An 18,843-nucleotide genomic window follows, 5' to 3' on the forward strand; every position below is an offset into this window, starting at 1 on the left:
AATGGAGCCGGCCACAATCGATGGCTGGCTCCGCCCGGGAGCCGGTCCATGAGCGCAACAGAACTGAAGGATTTTCTCGCGGCAATGGACGCGGCCCGTCAGGCCAACATGGCTGCGCTGGAAGCTGCCGGCGGACTTCTTGAAGATAACTTCGACGAGGACGTCAGCCCTGCTATTTTCTGCCGGCCCGCGACCATCCACTAGGCCTGGGCCGAGCCGCCTTACGGCGGCTGCTTTGCCCCTCGACAATTCTACGACGAATTACGCTTCAACCTTCGCCGCCGGATTCCGCATCTTGAGGCCGGCGACCAGGCGATCGATCAGCGGCCAGAACAGCAGCAGGATCGCGAGCGTCGTGATGGTGCCGACCAGCCCGTTCGACCAGAACACGCGCATGTCACCGCTGGAGATGATCATCGATTGCCGGAACGCGTCCTCGGCGCGGCTGCCGAGCACCAGCGCCAGCGTGAACGGCGCCAGCGGAATCTTGATCTTCTTGAAGACATAGCCGACCACGCCGAAGCCGAGCATCAGCCAGACATCGAACATCGCGTTCTGGATCGCATAGGCGCCGATCGCGCAGGACACCACGATCATCGGCGCCACCGCCGCGAACGGCACCCGCAGGATCGAGGCGAAAATCGGCACCGTGGTCAGCACCAGCACCAGGCCGACGACATTGCCGAGATACATCGAGGCGATCAGGCCCCAGACGAAATCCTTATGCTCGACGAACAGCAGCGGTCCGGGGTTGAGGCCCCAGACCATCAACCCGCCGAGCAGGATCGCGGCCGTGCCGGAGCCGGGAATGCCGAGCGCGAGCATCGGCAGCAGCGCCGAGGTGCCGGACGCGTGCGCGGCGGTTTCAGGCGCAAACACGCCCTCGATGCGGCCTTTGCCGAAGCTTGCCTGATCCTTTGAGAAACGCTTGGCAAGATTGTAGCCCATGAACGACGCGGCAATCGCGCCGCCCGGCGTGATACCGAGCCAGCAGCCGATCACCGACGAGCGCAGCAGCGTCATCCAATATTTCGGCAGATCCTTCCACACCGACAGCACCGTGCGCAGCGAGATCGAGGCGGCATGGCCATGCAGCGCCAGCCGCTCCTCCATCGTGAGCAGGATCTCGCTGATGCCAAACAGGCCGATCACCGCGACCAGGAAGTTGATGCCGCGGAGCAGATCAGTCGAGCCGAACGTCATCCGCAGCTGTCCGGACACGGTGTCCATGCCGATGCCGGCGAGCAGAAGCCCGAGCGACATCGAGATCACCGTCTTGTGCTTGTCCTCGCGGCCGAGGCCGACGAAGGAGCAGAAGGTGAGCAGATAGACCGCGAAGAATTCCGGCGGCCCGAAGCGCAGCGCAAAGGAGGATATCCACGGCGCCAGGAAGGTGATCAGCAGCACCGCGACCAGCGAGCCGATGAACGACGAGGTGAAGGCCGCCGTCAGCGCTTCCGCCGCCCGGCCCTGCTGCGCCATCGGATAGCCGTCGAAGGTGGTCGCCACCGACCAGGCTTCACCGGGGATATTGAACAGGATCGAGGTGATGGCGCCGCCGAACAGCGCGCCCCAGTAGATGCAGGACAGCATTACGATGGCCGAGGTCGGATCCATCGTGAAGGTCAGCGGCAACAGGATCGCAACACCGTTGGGTCCACCGAGCCCCGGCAGCACGCCGACAAAGATGCCGAGCACGAGCCCGACCATCATCAGGAGAAGCGTCTTCCAGGTCAGGAGGACGGCGAACCCATGCAGCAGCAGGCCTAAGGCTTCCATTCAGAATTTCCACTTGCCCCGTCATTGCGAGGAGCGAAGCGACGAAGCAATCCAGGAGTTGTTCGCCTCATTTCTGGATTGCTTCGCTTCGCTCGCAATGACGGTTGGTGAGAGTATTGGTTAATACCCGAACATCGCTTCCAGCGGTCCCTTCGGCATGATCACGTCAAATACAACATCGAACGTCACGAACATCACCGCGCTGAAGACGAAGGCCGTGAGCAGCGACTTCCACCAGGCGATCTTGCCGACCAGCCGCATGAAGCCCGCTATCAAGAGAAAGCTCGCGACATAGAGCCCGAGATACTGCATCGCGATGCAAAACAGGAGCGTCGGCACGAACACCGCCAGCACGCGCCGCAGCTGGGCCCGGGTGACGAAGGTCTCGCCCGCTTCCTTGCGCGACAGCACGGCGGCGACGATTCCATACAGGCTGGCGCCGCCGAGGATCACCGAGAGATAGAACGGGAAATAGCCGGGCTCCGGCCCCGTTGCGTCCCAGGACGCGCCGGTGCGCCAATTGTCGTAACCGAGCGTGATCGCGAGCGCGAGCAGAAGCAGCGACACGCCGATGTCGACGGACCGGTTCGAGGTGACGGCAGGCGAGCCCTCCTCCGGCGCGGTCGGATCGTCGACGTCGATTTCAATGTCGATCTCGGTGTCAGACATTGATCAACTCACACGGTCATCGTCCGCCACCGGGTGGCGCTCCGGAGCATCACTTCGCCACAAAGCCGGCTTCCGTCATCAGCTGCTTGTTGAGCGCGCCGTCATCCTCCAGGAACTGCAGCATATCCTTGCCGGTGAGGAACACCGGCTTCAGCGCCTGCTTCTCCATGTAGTCCCTGTATTCCGGTGTCTGGACCAGCTTGTGGAACAGGTCGACATAGAACGCCTGCTGCTCCGCGGTGACTTTGCCCGGCAGGAACATCGCGCGCAGCATCAGATACTGCACGTCCAGCCCCTCTTCCTTGCAGGTCGGGATGTCGTGCCAGGACTGCGTCTCCGTGACCTTGGCGGTGTAGGAGATGCGCTCCTTGTCGAATACGCAGAGCGGACGCACCTGGCCGGCCCGCCAGACTTCCAGGTTCTCGGAGGGATTGTTGACGTTGGATTCGGTGTGCTCGCCGACCAGCTGCGTAGCCGCCTCGCCGCCCGACTTGTAGGGAAGATAGGCGAACTTGGCGCCGGTCTTCTGCTCGACGAACATCGTCAGCACATGATCCTCGCGCTTGGAGCCGGTGCCACCCATCTTGAACGGCGTGCTCGAGGCCTTCGCGGCGGCGATAAACTCCTTGACCGTCTTCGGACCGGAGACATTGTCCCACAGCACGAACTGGTCCAGCGCGATCACGGCGACCGGGGTGAGTTCATGCCAGTCGAACGGCAGCTTCGCCGACAGCGGCAGCATGTAGATCAGCGAATAGGCGATGATGATCTTGTTCGGATCGCCCTCGCTCGACTTCATGTACATCAGCGCTTCGGCCCCGGAGGCGCCGCCCTTCAGCGACACCACGACCGGCTGCTTCATCAGATTGTTCTTCTGGATCGCGGCCTGCATCATCCGCGCCATCTGGTCGGAGGCGCCGCCCGCACCGGCGGCGACCACGATCTCGACCGGCTTGGTCGGCTCCCAGCCGGCCGAAGCCGGCACAGTTGCGAACAATGCGGCGCTCAACGCCGCGATCGTGACGATCTTGCGCAAATGTTTCATCCCCGGTTCGAGTCCGCTTGCACCCTGCTCGGATACTGCGGACTTATTTTGATTAGTTCAAGCCGGCTTGCGGTCTGCAACCTCGCGACTTTCGCATAAGGTTGCAGACCGCCTTTGTACTACTTCCCTTTCCAATTCGGCGTCCGCTTGTTGAGGAATGCGTCCATACCTTCGCGGAAATCCTCGCTCATATAGGCGCGCAGGATCAGGTCCTCGCCTTCGTCACGCGACAGGGTGCGGCGGATGCGGCGCACCGCCTCCTTGGTCACTTCGAGCGTGATCGGCGCATGGCCTGCAACCAGCCGCGCGGTTTCCAGCGCGCGCCGCTGCAGCGTCGCGACATCGGGCACGATCTCGTTGAGCAGGCCGAGCGCAAGCGCCTCCGGAGCCTCAACCAGCCGCGCCTTGAAGATCAGGTCCTTGGTGCGGGCGGGACCGATCAGCGAGACGACGCGCGAGATGTTCGACATCGACAGGCAATTGCCGAGCGTGCGCGCGATCGGAAACCCCATCCGCGTGCTTTCCGTGCCGATGCGAAGATCGCAGCACGCGGCGATACCGGCGCCGCCGCCGGTGCAGGCGCCCGCGATCGCCGCGATCACGGGCACGCGGCACTGCTCCAGCGTGCCTAGCACGCGATCGATCCGCGCCTCATAGTCGAGCGCATCCTGCGCGGTCTTGAAGGCGCGAAATTGGGAGATGTCGGTGCCGGACGCGAACGCCTTGTCGCCGGCGCCGGTCAGGATCAGCGCCTTGATCGACCGGTCGCCGTTGATGCTTTCGCAGATCGAGGCCAGCTGCTCGTACATCGCGAACGTCATCGCGTTGCGCGCCTGCGGCCGGTTGAAGGTGATCTTGGCGATGCCGTCCTCGACGGCGTAAAGCAGATCCTCGGTGGCAGTGACGGGAGCGTTCATCTCAAGACTTCCTGCTGTGATGCGGAGCAGAACGGCTTTAGGATGGATCGCCGCTCCGTTCCACGTCGATGTTCGGGCATCTGCTTTGCGCGGATTACGCGACCTTCGGAATCGCCGTGACCTCGCGCTTCTTCAACACATCCATCGCAGCCAATACGCCGCCGGCGCGATGCGGCACCTTGGCAAGCTCGAGTCCCATCTCGACCCCCGAAAGCGTCCCCATCAGCATCAGATCGTTGAAATGGCCGATATGGCCGATCCGGAACACCTTGCCCTTGATCTTGTTCAGCCCGGTGCCGAGCGACATGTCGAAATTCTCCAGCACCACCTTGCGGAAATGATCCGCATCGTGCCCCTCGGGCATCACGACGCCGGTCAGCGCCGGCGAATGCGCCTGCGGATCCTGGCACTGGGTGTCCAGCCCCCACACCTTGGTCGCGGCGCGGGTAGCCTCGCCATGCCGACGATGGCGGGCGAACACGTTTTCATGCCCCTCCTCCTCCAGCATCTTGAGGGCCTCATTGAGGCCCATCAGGAGATTGCAGGCCGGTGTGTACGGGAAGGTGCCGAGCTTGTTGAAGTTGATGATCTCCTGCCAGTCCCAATAGGAGCGCATGCCGGCATTGGCCTTGGCCGCGGCGAGCGCCTTTTCCGAGACTGCGTTGAAGCCGAGCCCCGGCGGCAGCATCAGGCCCTTCTGGGAGCCGGCAACCGAAACGTCGATGCCCCAGGCGTCGTGCTCATATTCCATCGAGCCAAGCCCTGAGATGGTGTCGACCATCAACAGCGCCGGATGCGAGGCGCGGTCGAGCGCCTTGCGCACCTGGAGCGGCGGCGTCACGCAGCCGGTCGAAGTCTCGTTATGGACGATGCAGACCGCCTTGATCTGGTGCGCCTTGTCGGCGGCAAGCCGCTGTTCGATGGCCGCGATGTCGGCGCCATGGCGCCAGTCACCGGGGATGAAATCGATGTCGAGCTTGAACTTGTCGGCGATGCCGCGCCACAGCACCGCGAACTGGCCGGTCTCGGCCATCAGCACCTTGTCGCCGGGCTGAAGCGTGTTGACGATCGCCGCCTCCCAGGCGCCGGTGCCGGACGACGGGTAGATGATGACGGGCTGCCTGGTCTTGAACATCCGCTGCATCGCGGCCAGTACGGCAAAGCCGAGTTCGGCGAATTCCGGGCCGCGATGGTCGAGGGTCGGCATGTCCATCGCGCGCAACACGCGGTCCGGCACGTTGGTCGGCCCCGGAATCTGAAGAAAATGCCGTCCCGTATGCAGAGTCATAGGCGTCCTTCCCGGTCTTTGATTTGATTGGGCGGCTGGCATACCACCATTCGCCCTGCTTGTCCTCCGCCTTGGCGGCGGCGTCAACCCAAAGACCGGGAGGGATGACCGTTTCAATTCCTCCTCACTCCGCCGGAACCGGACTCGGCGCGCCGACCGCATGGTCGGCTTCCGCGAACCTCTCCTCGGGCCGCATGAAGAAGGCCGATACGCCGCCGATCAGAAGCACCCCCATCAGCATCAGGAACGGCAGGTCCCAATTGCCGGTGAGATCGATCACCCAGCCCGCCACCAACGGCGAGGCGATCGCAGCTCCGGCCGACCCCATGTTCATGATCCCGGACGCCGTGCCGGAATATCGCGGCGCAATATCCATCGGCACCGACCACATCGGCCCGATCACCAGCTCGGCGAAGAAGAAGCCGCTCGACAGGCACAGCGCGACCAAGGTGAGATCGTGGATGAACAGAATCGGCAGGAGCGAGGCGAGCGCACCGGCAAAGCCGGCCACCGTCACCGACAGCCGCGCCAATCGGACGTTGCCGCTGCGCTTCAGAATGGCGTCGGAGAGCACGCCACCGGCACTGTCGCCGATCACGCCGGCAAAGAACACGCCGGCAGAAAACAGCGCCGAGTTCTTCAGATCCAGGTGGAAGTTGTTCTTGAAGAACAGCGGCAGCCAGTTGAGGTAAAGCCACAGGCCCCAGCCGTAACAGAAATAGGTCAGGGTCACCGGCCACATCCGCTTAAGCAGCGGCCCCCACGGCACCGGCGGCTTGGCGCCGCTCGGCCGCGGTGGCAGCGCGGCAAGCTCGGCCTCGGTGATGTGGCGATGGTCCCGCGGCTCGTTGCGGAAGTAGCAGACCCAGACGACGCCCCAGAGCAGGCTGACGATTCCGAGCACCACGAAGGAGCCACGCCAGGTCAGCCACACCGTCAACGCCGCGACCATCGGCGGCGTGATCGCGTTGCCGAGCCGGGCAAAGGCATGGGTCAACCCTTGAGCAAAGCCGCGGCTGGTCGCCGGCGTCCAATATTGCATCGCGCGCGTCGCGGTCGGGAATGTCGCCCCCTCGCCGAAGCCGAGCGCGAGCCGCGCCATGAACAGCGTGGTCAGGCTGGTGACGAAACCGGTCGAGATCGTCGCGAGCGCCCAGATCATGCCGCACCAGAACAATGTCTTGCGCGGCCCGAAATGATCGCCGACCCAGCCGCCGATCACCTGGAACATGAGGTAGGGATAGGCGAAGGCGGAGAACACGAGACCGAGCTGGGTGTTCGAAAGCGACAGCTCCTTCTGGATCTCGCTTGCGGCCGTACCGATATTGACCCGGTCGATATAGGTGATGAAGTACATCACGCACAGCATTGCCAAGACGACATGCGTGGCCTTGAACCGCAGTCTCATGTTCTCTCCCGACTTGTTGATTGTATTTTTGAAGGCGCACTAGAAAAGCGGCGCCGGAGACCGGCGCCGCTGGAGTCCGGTCAGGTGCCGACGGCCTTGAGATGCGAGCCCGCATTGCCTTGGGGACGCTCTTCCAGCAGCTTCATCGCGGCATCGACGCCGCCGGAGCGGTGCGGCACGCCGGCGACGCGAAGCCCCATCTCGACGCCGGTCAGCGCCGCCATCAAGGTCAGCGCGTTGCATTCGCCGAGATGGCCGATCCGGAACACCTTGCCGGCAACCTTCGACAGGCCCGAGCCCAACGACATGTTGTAATTGTCGAGTACGACTTTCCGAAACTGGTCGGCGTCATAGCCCGGCGGCATCTGCACCGCGGTCAGCACCGGCGAGAAATCCTTCGGCTCCTGGCACAGCACCTCCAGACCCCAATGGTTGACCGCGGCGCGGGTGGCGGCGGCGAGCCGCTGGTGCCGTGCGAACACCTGGTCGAGCCCCTCTTCAAGCAGCATCGCAATGGCTTCGCGCAGGCCGTAAAGCAGGTTGGTCGCGGGCGTATAGGGAAAGAAGCCGTTCGCATTCGGCTTCAGCATCTCCTCCCAGTCCCAGTAGGAGCGCGGCATCTTGTTGGTCTTGGCCGCGGCGCGCGCCTTGGCCGAGATCGCGTTGAAGCCGAGGCCGGGCGGCAGCATGAAGCCTTTCTGGGAGCAGCTAACCGCGACATCCACCTGCCATTCGTCGAAGCGGAAGTCGGCCGAGCCGAGGCCGGAGATGGTGTCGACCATCAGCAGCGCCGGATGCTTGGCCCGATCGATCGCCGCGCGCACCTCTCCGATCCGGCTGGTGGCGCCAGTCGAGGTCTCGTTGTGCACGACCATCACGGCCTTGAAGGCGTGCGCCTTGTCCTGAGTGAGCTTCTCCTCGATCACGGCCGGATCGACGCCGCGGCGCCAATCGCCGGGGATGAAGTCGACCTCGACGCCCCAGCGCGCCGCCATCTGCCGCCACAGCGTGGCGAAGTGGCCGGTCTCGACCATCAGCACCTTGTCGCCTGGGGACAGCGTGTTGACGATCGCGGCCTCCCAGGCCCCGGTCCCCGAGGACGGGAAAATGATGACGTCGCTGGAGGTCTTGAAGATCGCCTTCGACCCGTCCAGCACGGCCTTGCCGAGCGCGGCGAATTCCGCGCTGCGATGGTCGATCACGGGCATATCCATGGCCCGCAGCACTCGCTCCGGCACCGGGCTTGGACCCGGAATATTGAGGAAATGGCGGCCTTGATGACGGGTCACGGGCAAGTCTCCTGGGGTAGCGGCGTTCCGATGCCCCAAGATTGCATTCATTTATTATCACTACAAGCCATGAATGAATTCATTTCAATGGTCGACGATGACCGGAACTGCCGCTAGAATTTTGGCCAATGAGCACCACGATTCCAGAAGATGCGGCACCGGCCGCCGCCGCGCCGGACCGGACCGACGCGCCTGCGCGCGACGAGATGTCCTTGCATGACGAGATCTTGTCACGGCTGCGCGATTACATCGTCGAAGGCCATATCGCCGATGGAGCCAGGATCTCGGAGCGGCAACTCTGCGAGATGCTGAAAGTGTCGCGCACCCCCCTGCGCGAGGCCCTGAAGGTGCTCGCTGCTGAAGGGTTGGTTGAGCTCCTGCCCAATCGCGGCGCACGGGTGCGGCCGCTCGGCGCCCACGACATCGCCGAATTGTTCGACCTGATGGGCGGGCTCGAGGGCCTTGCAGGCAGGCTTGCCTGCGAGAAGATTTCGGATGAAGAGATCGCAAAAATCGAGCAACTTCATCATGATATGTATGGCTTCTACATCCGCCAGGACATGCAGGGCTACTTCCGGATGAACCAGTTGATCCATCGCGCGATCGTGCAGGCCGCAGGCAATGCGATGCTGTCGGCGAGCTATGAGAACCTGGCCGGCCGGATCCGCCGCGTGCGCTACTCCGCCAATTTCGCCCGCAAGCGCGAGCGCTGGAGCGAGGCGATGCGCGAGCATGAGGCGATCCTGGACGCGCTGCGCCGGCGCGCCGGCAGCGAGCTTTCCGACATCCTCTTCCTGCATCTCCGCAACAAGGGCGCCGCCGCCATTGCCTATCTCAATGAGGCCGCCGCAGGCGCGGGCGCGGCAACCGGGGCGTCGACCAGACTCGCGCCAGCCGGATGATCCAGCCCTCCCGCGCTAGATTTGCATGCAATTTTTATTTACGTCTCGTCATAAATGAATGACATCGGGTTGGTGTCGGAGCCAGCCCGGACGAGACCAAACGACAAGGCCAGGGCCGACCAGGGACACCGCATGCCGCACGCGAAAGCCGGCCCATCGAAGCTCGAACAGAGGCTGCGCGCCGAAATCACCGGCGGCGTCTTCTTCGACCGCTTCAACCGCGGCCGTTACGCCACCGACGCGTCCTTCTACCAGGTAATGCCGGCCGGCGTGGTGGTGCCGCGCACGGTCGAGGAGGCGCTGCAAACCTTGGCGATTGCCCGTGACGAGGGGCATATCGTGACGCCGCGCGGCGGCGGCACCTCGCAATGCGGGCAAACCGTCAACAGCGGTATCGTCGTCGACGTCTCCAAGCACCTCAACCGGCTACTCTCGCTCGACGTCGAGAACCGCACCTGTGTGGTCGAACCCGGCATCGTGCTCGACGACCTCAATCGCCAGCTCAAGAAGCACGGGCTGTGGTTTCCGGTCGACGTCTCCACCGCCTCGCGCGCCACCATCGGCGGCATGGCCGGCAACAATTCCTGCGGCGGCCGTAGCTTGCGCTACGGCACCATGCGCGACAACACCATCGCCATCGATGCCGCGCTCGTCGACGGAACGCTGCTGCATTTCGGCGAGGTCCAGCGCGATCTCTCCCAAGTCAGTTCGCCGGAGAGCGGCCTTGCGCTATTCCGCGACATGCTGGCGCTCGGCACGCGCGAGGCCGCCGAGATCGCCGACAAATTCCCCAAGGTGCAGCGCCGGGTCGGCGGCTACAATCTGGATGCGCTGACCCCGCGCAACGCCGCCAACAACATGGCGCATCTGTTGGTCGGCTCCGAAGGCACCCTCGCCTTCTCCACCCGGATCGAGCTGAAGCTGTGGCCCTTGATCCGCAACAAGGTGCTCGGCGTCTGCCATTTCGGCAGCTTCTATGAGGCGATGGATGCCGCCCAGCATCTGGTCAAGCTGAAGCCGATCGCGGTCGAGCTGGTCGACCGCACCATGATCGCGCTCGGCCGCGACATCGCGATGTTCCAGCCGATCATCTCTGCGGCCGTGCGCGGCGATCCCGATGCCATCCTGGTGGTCGAGTTCGCCGAAGAGACGCCGGAGGAGAATCTTGCCAAGCTGAAGCAGCTCACCGCGCTGATGGGCGATCTTGGCTTCTCCTGGGATCGCGAACCGCGCAAGTGGGGCGGCGTGGTCGAGATCGTCGAGCCGAGCTTGCAGACCGGCGTTGCCGAATTCCGCGCCGCCGGCCTCAACGTGATGATGTCGATGAAGGAAGCCGGCAAGCCGGTCTCCTTCGTCGAGGACTGCGCGGTGCCGCTGCCGCACCTCGCCGACTATACCGCGCGCCTGAACGAGGTGTTTGCCAGGCATGGCACCCGCGGCACCATGTATGCGCATGCTTCCGAGGGCTGCCTGCATGTCCGCCCCGTGCTGAACCTGAAGCTGGAAAAGGACGTGCGCGCGATGCGCGCCATCGCCGAGGAAGCCTTCGCCATGGTGCGCGACTACAAGGGCTCGCATTCCGGCGAGCATGGCGACGGCATCGTCCGCTCCGAATTCCATGAGCAGATGTTCGGCGCACGCATCGTCGCCGATTTCAAGGAGGTCAAGCAACGCTTCGACCCCGACGGCGTGCTCAACCCCGGTCGCATTGTCGATCCGCCCAAGATGGACGACCGCGCGCTGTTCCGTTATCCGCCGGACTATCGCGTCGGCGAGCTGAAGACGGTGCTGGACTGGTCGACCTATCCCGGCCAGGGCCGCGGCTTCCAGGGCGCGGTCGAGATGTGCAACAACAACGGCGCCTGCCGCAAGCTGGAAGGCGGCGTGATGTGCCCCTCCTACCGCGCCACCCGCGAGGAGAAGGACGTCACCCGCGGCCGCGCCAATACGCTGCGGCTCGCGATCTCCGGCCAGCTAGGCCCGGGCGCACTGTCTTCCGACCAGATGATGGAGACCTTGAAACTCTGCGTCTCCTGCAAGGCCTGCCGCCGCGAATGTCCTGTCGGCGTCGACATGGCCAAGATGAAGATCGAGGTGCTGGCGGCGCGCGCCACGACCCACGGCCTCACTCTGCGCGACCGCCTAGTCGCATTCCTGCCGCGCTATGCCGACCTCGCCGCGCGTTTTGCTCCGCTCGCCAATCTGCGCAACAACAGTGCGCTGCTGCGATCGGTGATGGAGCGCTTCGCCGGCATCAGCGCCAAGCGCAAGCTGCCGGCCTTCCGCGGCGACATCTTCCGCCGCGGCGTCGAAGCGATGGGACCAGAGTATGGCCGCGAGGTCGTACTGTTCACCGACACGTTCAACCGCATCTATGAGCGCGAAAATCTCGAGGCCGCGCTGCGGGTGCTGATCGCCGGCGGCTATCGCGTCTACATTCCCAAGCCGGCCGATGGCGGCCGGCCGCTGTGCTGCGGCCGCACCTTCCTCTCGGCGGGTCTGGTCGATCAGGCCAAAGGCGAGCTCGATCGCCTGGTCGAGACCTATGCCCCGTTTGCCGCGCGCGGCGTGCCGATCATCGGGCTCGAGCCGAGCTGCCTGTTGACCCTGCGCGACGAGCTGCTGTCGCTGCGCACCGATCCCACCGCAAAGACCATCAGCGCGCATGCGCTACTGCTCGAGGAATTCCTGGCGCGCGAGGCCGAGCACGGCCGGCTGCAATTGCCTCTCGGCCCCCTGCCGGGCAAGGCGCTATTGCATGGCCACTGCCACCAGAAATCCTTTGCCGCCTTCAAGCCGGTCGAGCAGGTGCTGCGACTGATCCCTGAGCTCGAGGTCGAAACCGTCGAATCCTCCTGCTGCGGCATGGCCGGCGCGTTCGGTTACGGCGCCGACACCTACGAGGTCTCGATGCAGATGGCCGAAGCCTCGCTGCTACCAGCCGTGCGCCAGGCGGATGCAGCGACCTACATCGTCGCCGACGGCACCTCCTGCCGCCACCAGATCCAGGACGGCACCGAGCGCGCTGCCATGCACGCCGCGCAACTTCTGGCGATGAGCTTGGATCGTGCGCAACCGCGTTCGTAGTTCACGAGTTTGAAAGCCGCGGAGCGCGATCTCAATGTTCGTCATTGCGAGGAGCGAAGCGACAAAGCAATCCAGAGTTTCTTGTTAACCCCTCGATTGCTTCGCTTGCAATGACGGGTAAGACCAACCTCATCATTCGTCGAAACACAAAGGACACCGACATGACCGACCTCCCCCTCGACACCGCCCGCAAGATCCTCGATGCCACGCTTGCGAAGGGCGTCGAAAAGAAGCTCAAGCCGCTGGCGGTGATGGTGCTCGACGCGCGCGGCTGCATCAAGGCTGCGGCCGCGCAGGACGGCACCAGCCTGATGCGGGGTGAAGTCGCACACGGCAAGGCCTACGGCGCGCTCGCGCTCGGCCTCGGCTCCCGCGCCCTGTTCCAGCGTGCGCAGGAACAGGCCTATTTCATCGATGCCGTGAACACGCTGGCCCAGGGCCGCCTCGTGCCCGTGCCCGGCGGCGTGCTGATCATGGATGGCGCGACGCTGCTCGGCGCCGTCGGCGTCTCCGGCGACAGCTCCGACAATGACGAGACCTGCGCCATCGCCGGCATTGAGGCCGCGGGCCTCAAGCCGAATGCTGGCTGACGCCGTTCATCTGACCGCAACAGCAACCTTTTCGCGTCTTGCGGCTTCCTCGGGGTTCATCATGCCCACGAGGAGGCCGCGCGTGAATCAGATCCCCCTGCCGGCATCGGCCGAGGCCGAGAACCGCGACGCCGATGCGGCGCGCGACGATGGCGTGCGCGAGATCGCACCCCATGTCGCCTATCGCAGCTCGCGAGCGTCAACGTCGTCTGCTTCGGCCCGGCCGACGCCGGCGACGACCATTGGGTGCTGATCGACACCGCCGGAGCAGCCCGCGCGGGACTTCGACGACATCGCGGTTCCCAAAGCTGGCCGCTACGCACCGTCATAAGGCCTACGGCCTACGCCATCGGCACGAGCTTACCGAAGATTCAGCTGCGCCAGTCCGCGCGCGCGAAACATTGACGGCCGATCCACGTTTGTCGTCGGGGCACTTGGAGACGAAACATGCCTCGAAATCGACCTCGCACCGTGATTATTACCGGCGCGTCCGCCGGCATCGGCCGCGCCATCGCCAAACGGTTCGGCCAGGCAGGCGATCGCATTGGACTCATCGCCCGAGACGAAGACGCGCTGAAGGATGTGCAGCGCGAGCTGCAAGGCTGCTTCGCACACGCAGAGTACGAGGCGGTCGATGTCGCAGACCCGGACGCGCTATTCGCCGCCGCGGAAAGGCTGCAGGAGCGGCTCGGTCCGGTCGACATCTGGATCAACGACGCGATGGAGACCGTGTTCTCGCTGGTTGCCGACATCAGGCCGGACGAATTCCGCCGCGTCACCGAGGTCACCTATCTGGGCTTCGTCTATGGCACGATGGCGGCGCTCAGATCGATGCGCCCGCGCGGCGAGGGCCGCATCATCCAGATCGGCTCGGCACTGGCCTATCGGGGCATTCCCTTGCAGGCCGCCTATTGCGGCGCCAAGCACGCCATCCGCGGCTTCACCGACTCCTTGCGCACCGAACTGCTCAACGAGCGCTCCGCCGTCTCGATCTGCATGGTCGACCTGCCCGCGGTGAACACGCCGCAATTCGACTGGGCCCGCGCCCATATTCCCCACACGCCGCGGCCGATGGGCCAGCCGGTCGAACCGGAAGTGATCGCCGATGCGATCTATCGCGTCGCCGATGGCGGCTTCCGCGAATATTGGATCGGCTGGCAGACCATGCTGACCATTCTCGGCAATGCGGTCGCGCCCGCCTATCTCGACCGCTATCTCGCCCGCAAGGCGGTGCGCGGACAGCAAACCGACGTGCCGCTGGTACCGGACCGCACCGACAATCTCGACCGTCCCGTGACGCGGCTGCATCGCACCCGCGGCTCCTTCAGCCGGGAATCCGCGCAGCATGCCATGCTCATCCCCGGCGACCTCGCGCGCGCCGCGACGGTTGCGCTCGGCGCCGCCGTCTTCTTCGCCCTTGGCGCGGCAACTCTGCGCGCCAGGCCACAACGCTCGCGAAGAGGTTCGTTTTCAATGCGGAACGCACCGGTCAGCCGAGTTCGAAGCTGGTAACGCCAAACACCCGCTCCGTCCGCAACTCGCGGATCGCACCGGTGTACATGCGCGCGGTCTCGAACACAGGTGCGAGACCGAGACCTTCCGCGAAGGCAACCGCCTCGCGGTTGATCGCGGGCACATCGAGGAAGACTTCGACCTTGCCGATCTCTGCCAGCAAGGCCGACAGCACCGCCTCGGCGGCGGCGCGATTGTCGGCCACCAGTGGGCCGATCTTATAACCTCGCCGGCATGGCCGGATCACGCCCCAGCCGGCGAGTTCGCCGTTCCGCATCAGCGCGCGGCAGACATGGCCGGATGCGTTGATCCAGGAACGCAGGAAGCTGCTGCGCGGCGCCGGAAACACGGTCGCGTCTGAGGCTTCGATCGCGCTGAAAGGCATAGTCGTCAGCGGGACGACGCCGGCTTGCGATACGGCCCTAGTCGTGACCGTGCCGCCGTAGCGAATATTGGCATAAGCATAGTGGAAGCCGGATTTTCTGTAATTGTCCTGCTGCGCGACTACACCGTCGAGCCCGACCACGCGGGCCCCCGCATGCGCCATCGCGGCGTTCCAGATGCGCAGGCCGTAGCCGTGGCCACGCAGATCCGGGCGCACGATGTAGAAGCCGAGAAAAGCGAAGCGCGCATCGTAGTTGACGCAGGAGACGGTCGCGACCGGCGCTCCATCGAGCTCGGCAATGATGAAACCCTCGGGATCGACCGTCCCGAAGCAGGCGGCATCGGCAAGCCCGGGATTCCACCCCTCGGCTGCCGCCCAGTCGATCGCGAGCTCGATCTCGTCCGGCCGCATCGGCCGGATGAGCAGGCGGTTAGCGTCAGGATGTTCGCTGGATCGCGTCACGGTCCCCTCGATCGGACTACGGCGTCACGCCTCGCGCGTGATCGTCGCAGATGCGTGCTAGAATTGAATTTTTATGTGCCCCTCGACAGAGTGATCCTGGGCGCTCGTCGAAAGATTGCCGCGATAGGATACTCCGATAACAGCATTCGCGCTTGTGCGGAGATCCAGTGCGGTCTGCACCAGGGCGGCGTCCCGGGCGAGTGCCAGCCCGGCGACGTCGAATCCAGCACCCGTGCTTCTGAAACGCAGGTCATCTTCCGGCTTGAGCTGGCCGAATCCGTGTTGCCAAGCAAGCGACGCTGAAGGCTTGAGCGCCATGCCGTTCGACAACGCGATCACCGCCGACGCGCGCGCTCCGATCGCGGAGTAGCCCACATCCTCCTCGCGGGACGAGCCGGAAAGTGCGGCAACGCCACCGACCTCATCGAAGCCATTGGCATGGAGATGAATCCATGACCAACCTGCGAATGGTTCCACAAGAGCATCCGCGAGATTTAGACCATACCCGATCTCACCAAATAATTGTGAGCTGAGCGCGCCATAGCGCCCGGTCGCCTGTTCGAGAAAACCCGGATAGCTGATCGCGCGAGCGCTCCCAATCGTGCTGAAGCTCAGAAGTGCCCCTGATCGGATCTTCCAGGCCCCCACGCCGAAACCTGAATAGACGCCCAGATATGCGCTATCGACATCGGCCGAGCTCGCACGGACATCGATACTGGTCCTCGAATTGGTGTAGCCGACTGCGACGCCTGCCCGCCAGCTGTCGTCCAGCCTCCCGTCGACTCCGCTGAAGAAACCGCTCAGGCGTCGGCTCATACCAGCAGCATTCCCATCGCCGTGAAGCGCGCCCCAAGCCCCCACTCCCTGGGCCCACCAGGCAATGTCCCGCGATGTGGACGCGTTGGCCAACGACGGAATGCTGTCGGCCCGGAAAACGCGCCTGCCCGTATCGGCGTAGGCCAGATCTTTCGGCGAGGATGGATCGATGTCGCCGTAGGCCACCGCCGGACCTTCGGAGCCGAAACTCGCAAACGGCCCAAAACGGTCCTCGAAGGAAGTTTGACGCAAGCGTCCGAGGACGGCGTCCCGGGCGTAATAACCGTCTTCGACAACAGACGTCCGTGCGCTGGCATGAAGTTCGCCCGACAGCGCGTCGAACGCCTGCTGCGCGCCGGCCGTCGTCTGGAAGATCACGCTGCCGAAAAGCGGGCTGTCCGGCGAACTTTGCTGGAGAGCCGTGGCTACGGCCATTTGGTTTGCCGTCCGCGCGACGCTCGGAAAGAACGTCGACTGGCTCAACGAAAGGAACACGTTGTTGGCATCATAACTCAGGCTGGGAAACAGGAACGCAAAATTGCTGCTCACCCCAGAGAAGGCACCACTGATGCCATTGGCTGCACTGAGGATGGTGTAGGTGGTACGGAAGGCATAGGTACCGGTTTGCGGCAGGACGACGACATTGCCATTGAGGCTTGCCGCGCCGGTCGCCACGATCCGATCTGCGACCCCGCTGGCGTTGGCCTCGACTTCGTAGGTGGAGCCCGAAGCAAAGGATACGTTGCCGGAGACATTGAGCGTTCCGATCGAGTTGCCTGGAGCAACGACTCCGCTGCTTGCGACACCGAGGCCACCGATCGTGCCACTGCCCATGAGCCGGGCCCCGGAGTTGACGAGCACGGACGATGCAAGCTCCCCCGTGACGTCCAATATCCCGCTGTTGACCAGCGTCGGACCGGTATAGCTACTGTGTCCGTTCAGGATCAGCGTCCCGCTGCCGTTTTGCTCGACGGCACCCGAGCCCGAGATCGATCCGCCGAAGGTGTAGTTGTCGGAACGATTGAAGGCCAAGATACCGTTGTCGGTCACGTCACCGACGATCGAGCCGCTGGTGCCGCCATTGCCGAGTTGCAGCGTTCCGGCGCTGACGGTGGTGCCGCCCGTATAAGTGTTCGAGCCGGTGAAGATGGTCGTGCCGGAGCCTAACTGTTGGAATGCTCCGGTCCCGGAAGCGACACCGCCGAAGGTGTAGCTGTCGGAACGATTGATCGCAAAAATGCCGTTGTTGCTGACGTTGCCGCCGATCGAACCGCTGGTGCCGCCATTGCCGAGTTGCAGCGCGCCGCTATTCACGGCGAATGAGGCGTTTGGCATGTCACCATCGACCTCGAGCAGACCACCATTCACGCTGAAGCTGGAAATGAGAGAGTTAGTGCCGGTAAGGGTCCAGTGGCTGCTGCCCTCCTTGAGAAACGTCCCAAAGCCCTGATATTGCAGGCTGGAGCCGATCGCTGCGACGTCGAAGCTCGCGGTGCCGGTCCCGCCCAGCGCGAGGGTATCGCTGCCGCCGCCGAGAACGTTGCCGTTGATCACAGCGGTTGGATCAAGCTCTAACCTGTTCCCCGAACCGTGAAATCGAACTGCACCAGCAGCACCGCCATTAAGCGTACCAGCCACGGTCAGAGTGGTGGGGCTGACGACGAGACTCGACGTATCAATGGCGAAACTATTCGCCCCCGTACCATTGGAGGTCACGTGGCTTCCGGCATTGACCGTAATCGCAATCGATCCGCCTGTTCCACTTCTCGCATAGATGCCCCGGGCATTGCTTCCGGTGACGTCGCCGGCGACAGTAATGTCTACTGCGCCGTTGCCATCACTCTGCGCAAATATCCCGGTCTCCTGGCTGCTCACGGTCGTTCCGGCGGCTGTTGTCACCGTGACATTTGCGTTCCCTCTCGCGAGGAGGGCGAAATCGGTGCCCGTCGTGCCGACAGCCGTGACGTCGCCATTGGCCGTCACTGTCGTCGATCCCGTTCCGTAGTTGCGGCTCAGAATGCCGTATCGGGCGCCACTGACGTTGGAGCCTGCGCCGGTCGTCACGCTCAGATCGGTGCCGAAATTGATCGCCACGATTCCGCGCGATACCGCGGTTGTACCCGTGCTGACGACATCGCCATTGGTCGTGATGCTGAGCGCGCCGGTACCCTGGTTGCGGCCCCGAATGCCGTAATTGAGGGCGGTGATATTGCCGTTGGTGTTGACTGTGATGCTGCCCGGAACGCCGGCTGTCGTCGTCATATTGAGTCCGTTACCGTTGGTCGCGGTAAACGGAGAGAAGTTCGTATCGGTGTATGAAAGGTCGCCGGCGCCAGTGATCGTCAGGGCATTCGAGGAAACGGTCGTAATGCGGAAGCCCGACAACGCAGTCACGTGAGCGTTGGCGCCCGAAATCGTCTGGGCGGTGCTGGCCCCCGAGCATTCCCAATTGGAGCCGCCCACGTTGGCGCAAGCAGAGTAGGCCCGGCGACTATAGCCGAAGACTGCGCCCATCAGCATCGAAGACGACAGCACGAACTGCCGGCATAGAGACCGATCGGACAAGCGCCGCCCTCCTCCTTTGGGGTGGGAAATTCAACCTTTATATGTCAAAACTAAATAGACAACCAGTAGACGATTCCATATCGACCAGAGGGTCTTGAGCGGTCCCGCCTTTTCGAGGCGCTCACCTTG

15 protein-coding genes are annotated in these 18,843 nt (G+C 63.9%); 6 read left to right on the forward strand and 9 right to left on the reverse strand.

All coding sequences use genetic code 11. The features are described from left to right. Positions 1–48 precede the first annotated feature (48 nt). Positions 49–204 (forward strand): hypothetical protein, encoded by a 156-nt coding sequence (locus QX071_RS20425; RefSeq protein WP_315704480.1) that lies wholly within the window; start codon positions 49–51, stop codon positions 202–204. A gap of 57 nt (positions 205–261) precedes the next feature. Here QX071_RS20425 and QX071_RS20430 read toward each other — a convergent pair whose 3' ends face one another. From QX071_RS20430 to QX071_RS20460, 7 genes are all read right to left on the reverse strand, one after another. Continuing rightward, positions 262–1,779, reverse strand: coding sequence for a tripartite tricarboxylate transporter permease (locus QX071_RS20430; RefSeq protein ID WP_315704481.1), 1,518 nt, complete (start codon positions 1,777–1,779; stop codon positions 262–264). Between the two features lie 120 nt (positions 1,780–1,899). Beyond that, complete coding sequence (locus tag QX071_RS20435; RefSeq protein ID WP_315704482.1) at positions 1,900–2,448, reverse strand: tripartite tricarboxylate transporter TctB family protein; 549 nt, start codon at positions 2,446–2,448, stop codon at positions 1,900–1,902. 49 nt (positions 2,449–2,497) lie between these two features. Further along, entirely contained in the window at positions 2,498–3,493 is a 996-nt protein-coding gene (locus QX071_RS20440; protein WP_409977578.1) for a Bug family tripartite tricarboxylate transporter substrate binding protein, read from the reverse strand. A 119-nt stretch (positions 3,494–3,612) separates the two neighbouring features. Then, positions 3,613–4,410, reverse strand: a complete 798-nt coding sequence (locus tag QX071_RS20445) for an enoyl-CoA hydratase/isomerase family protein (protein ID WP_315704483.1) — start codon at positions 4,408–4,410, stop codon at positions 3,613–3,615. A gap of 94 nt (positions 4,411–4,504) precedes the next feature. Next, positions 4,505–5,698, reverse strand: coding sequence for a pyridoxal-phosphate-dependent aminotransferase family protein (locus QX071_RS20450; RefSeq protein ID WP_315704484.1), 1,194 nt, complete (start codon positions 5,696–5,698; stop codon positions 4,505–4,507). A 124-nt stretch (positions 5,699–5,822) separates the two neighbouring features. Next, the gene (locus QX071_RS20455) at positions 5,823–7,106 is read right to left on the reverse strand and encodes an MFS transporter (protein WP_315704485.1); all 1,284 of its coding nucleotides are present in this window, start codon (positions 7,104–7,106) and stop codon (positions 5,823–5,825) included. Positions 7,107–7,186: 80 nt separating this feature from the next. After that, a complete protein-coding gene (locus tag QX071_RS20460; protein ID WP_315704486.1) occupies positions 7,187–8,395 on the reverse strand; it encodes an alanine--glyoxylate aminotransferase family protein in 1,209 nt (402 codons plus the stop codon). A 128-nt stretch (positions 8,396–8,523) separates the two neighbouring features. On the opposite strand from QX071_RS20460, the gene QX071_RS20465 reads away from it, so the two are divergent. The 5 genes from QX071_RS20465 (at position 8,524) to QX071_RS20485 (ending at position 14,486) form a co-directional block, all read left to right on the forward strand. Further along, the gene (locus QX071_RS20465) at positions 8,524–9,297 is read left to right on the forward strand and encodes a GntR family transcriptional regulator (protein ID WP_315704487.1); all 774 of its coding nucleotides are present in this window, start codon (positions 8,524–8,526) and stop codon (positions 9,295–9,297) included. Between the two features lie 132 nt (positions 9,298–9,429). After that, the gene (locus QX071_RS20470; protein WP_315704488.1) at positions 9,430–12,384 is read left to right on the forward strand and encodes an FAD-binding and (Fe-S)-binding domain-containing protein; all 2,955 of its coding nucleotides are present in this window, start codon (positions 9,430–9,432) and stop codon (positions 12,382–12,384) included. A gap of 161 nt (positions 12,385–12,545) precedes the next feature. Continuing rightward, the gene (locus QX071_RS20475) at positions 12,546–12,974 is read left to right on the forward strand and encodes a GlcG/HbpS family heme-binding protein (protein WP_315704489.1); all 429 of its coding nucleotides are present in this window, start codon (positions 12,546–12,548) and stop codon (positions 12,972–12,974) included. Between the two features lie 82 nt (positions 12,975–13,056). Further along, complete coding sequence (locus QX071_RS20480; protein ID WP_315704490.1) at positions 13,057–13,227, forward strand: hypothetical protein; 171 nt, start codon at positions 13,057–13,059, stop codon at positions 13,225–13,227. Positions 13,228–13,421: 194 nt separating this feature from the next. Then, positions 13,422–14,486 (forward strand): SDR family oxidoreductase, encoded by a 1,065-nt coding sequence (locus QX071_RS20485; RefSeq protein WP_315704491.1) that lies wholly within the window; start codon positions 13,422–13,424, stop codon positions 14,484–14,486. Here the strand turns inward: QX071_RS20485 and QX071_RS20490 are convergent. Together QX071_RS20490 and QX071_RS20495 are read right to left on the reverse strand one after the other, a co-directional pair. After that, positions 14,464–15,282: a GNAT family N-acetyltransferase gene (locus tag QX071_RS20490; RefSeq protein WP_315704949.1), complete on the reverse strand. Its 819-nt coding sequence runs from the start codon at positions 15,280–15,282 to the stop codon at positions 14,464–14,466. The two genes, QX071_RS20485 and QX071_RS20490, sit on opposite strands and share 23 nt — an antisense overlap. Before the next feature lie 108 nt (positions 15,283–15,390). Then, positions 15,391–18,714: an autotransporter domain-containing protein gene (locus tag QX071_RS20495; protein ID WP_315704492.1), complete on the reverse strand. Its 3,324-nt coding sequence runs from the start codon at positions 18,712–18,714 to the stop codon at positions 15,391–15,393. Between the last annotated feature and the right edge of the window lie 129 nt (positions 18,715–18,843).

The sequence above is a fragment of the Bradyrhizobium sp. SZCCHNS1022 genome, assembly GCF_032484835.1.
Taxonomy (GTDB): Bacteria; Pseudomonadota; Alphaproteobacteria; order Rhizobiales; family Xanthobacteraceae; genus Bradyrhizobium.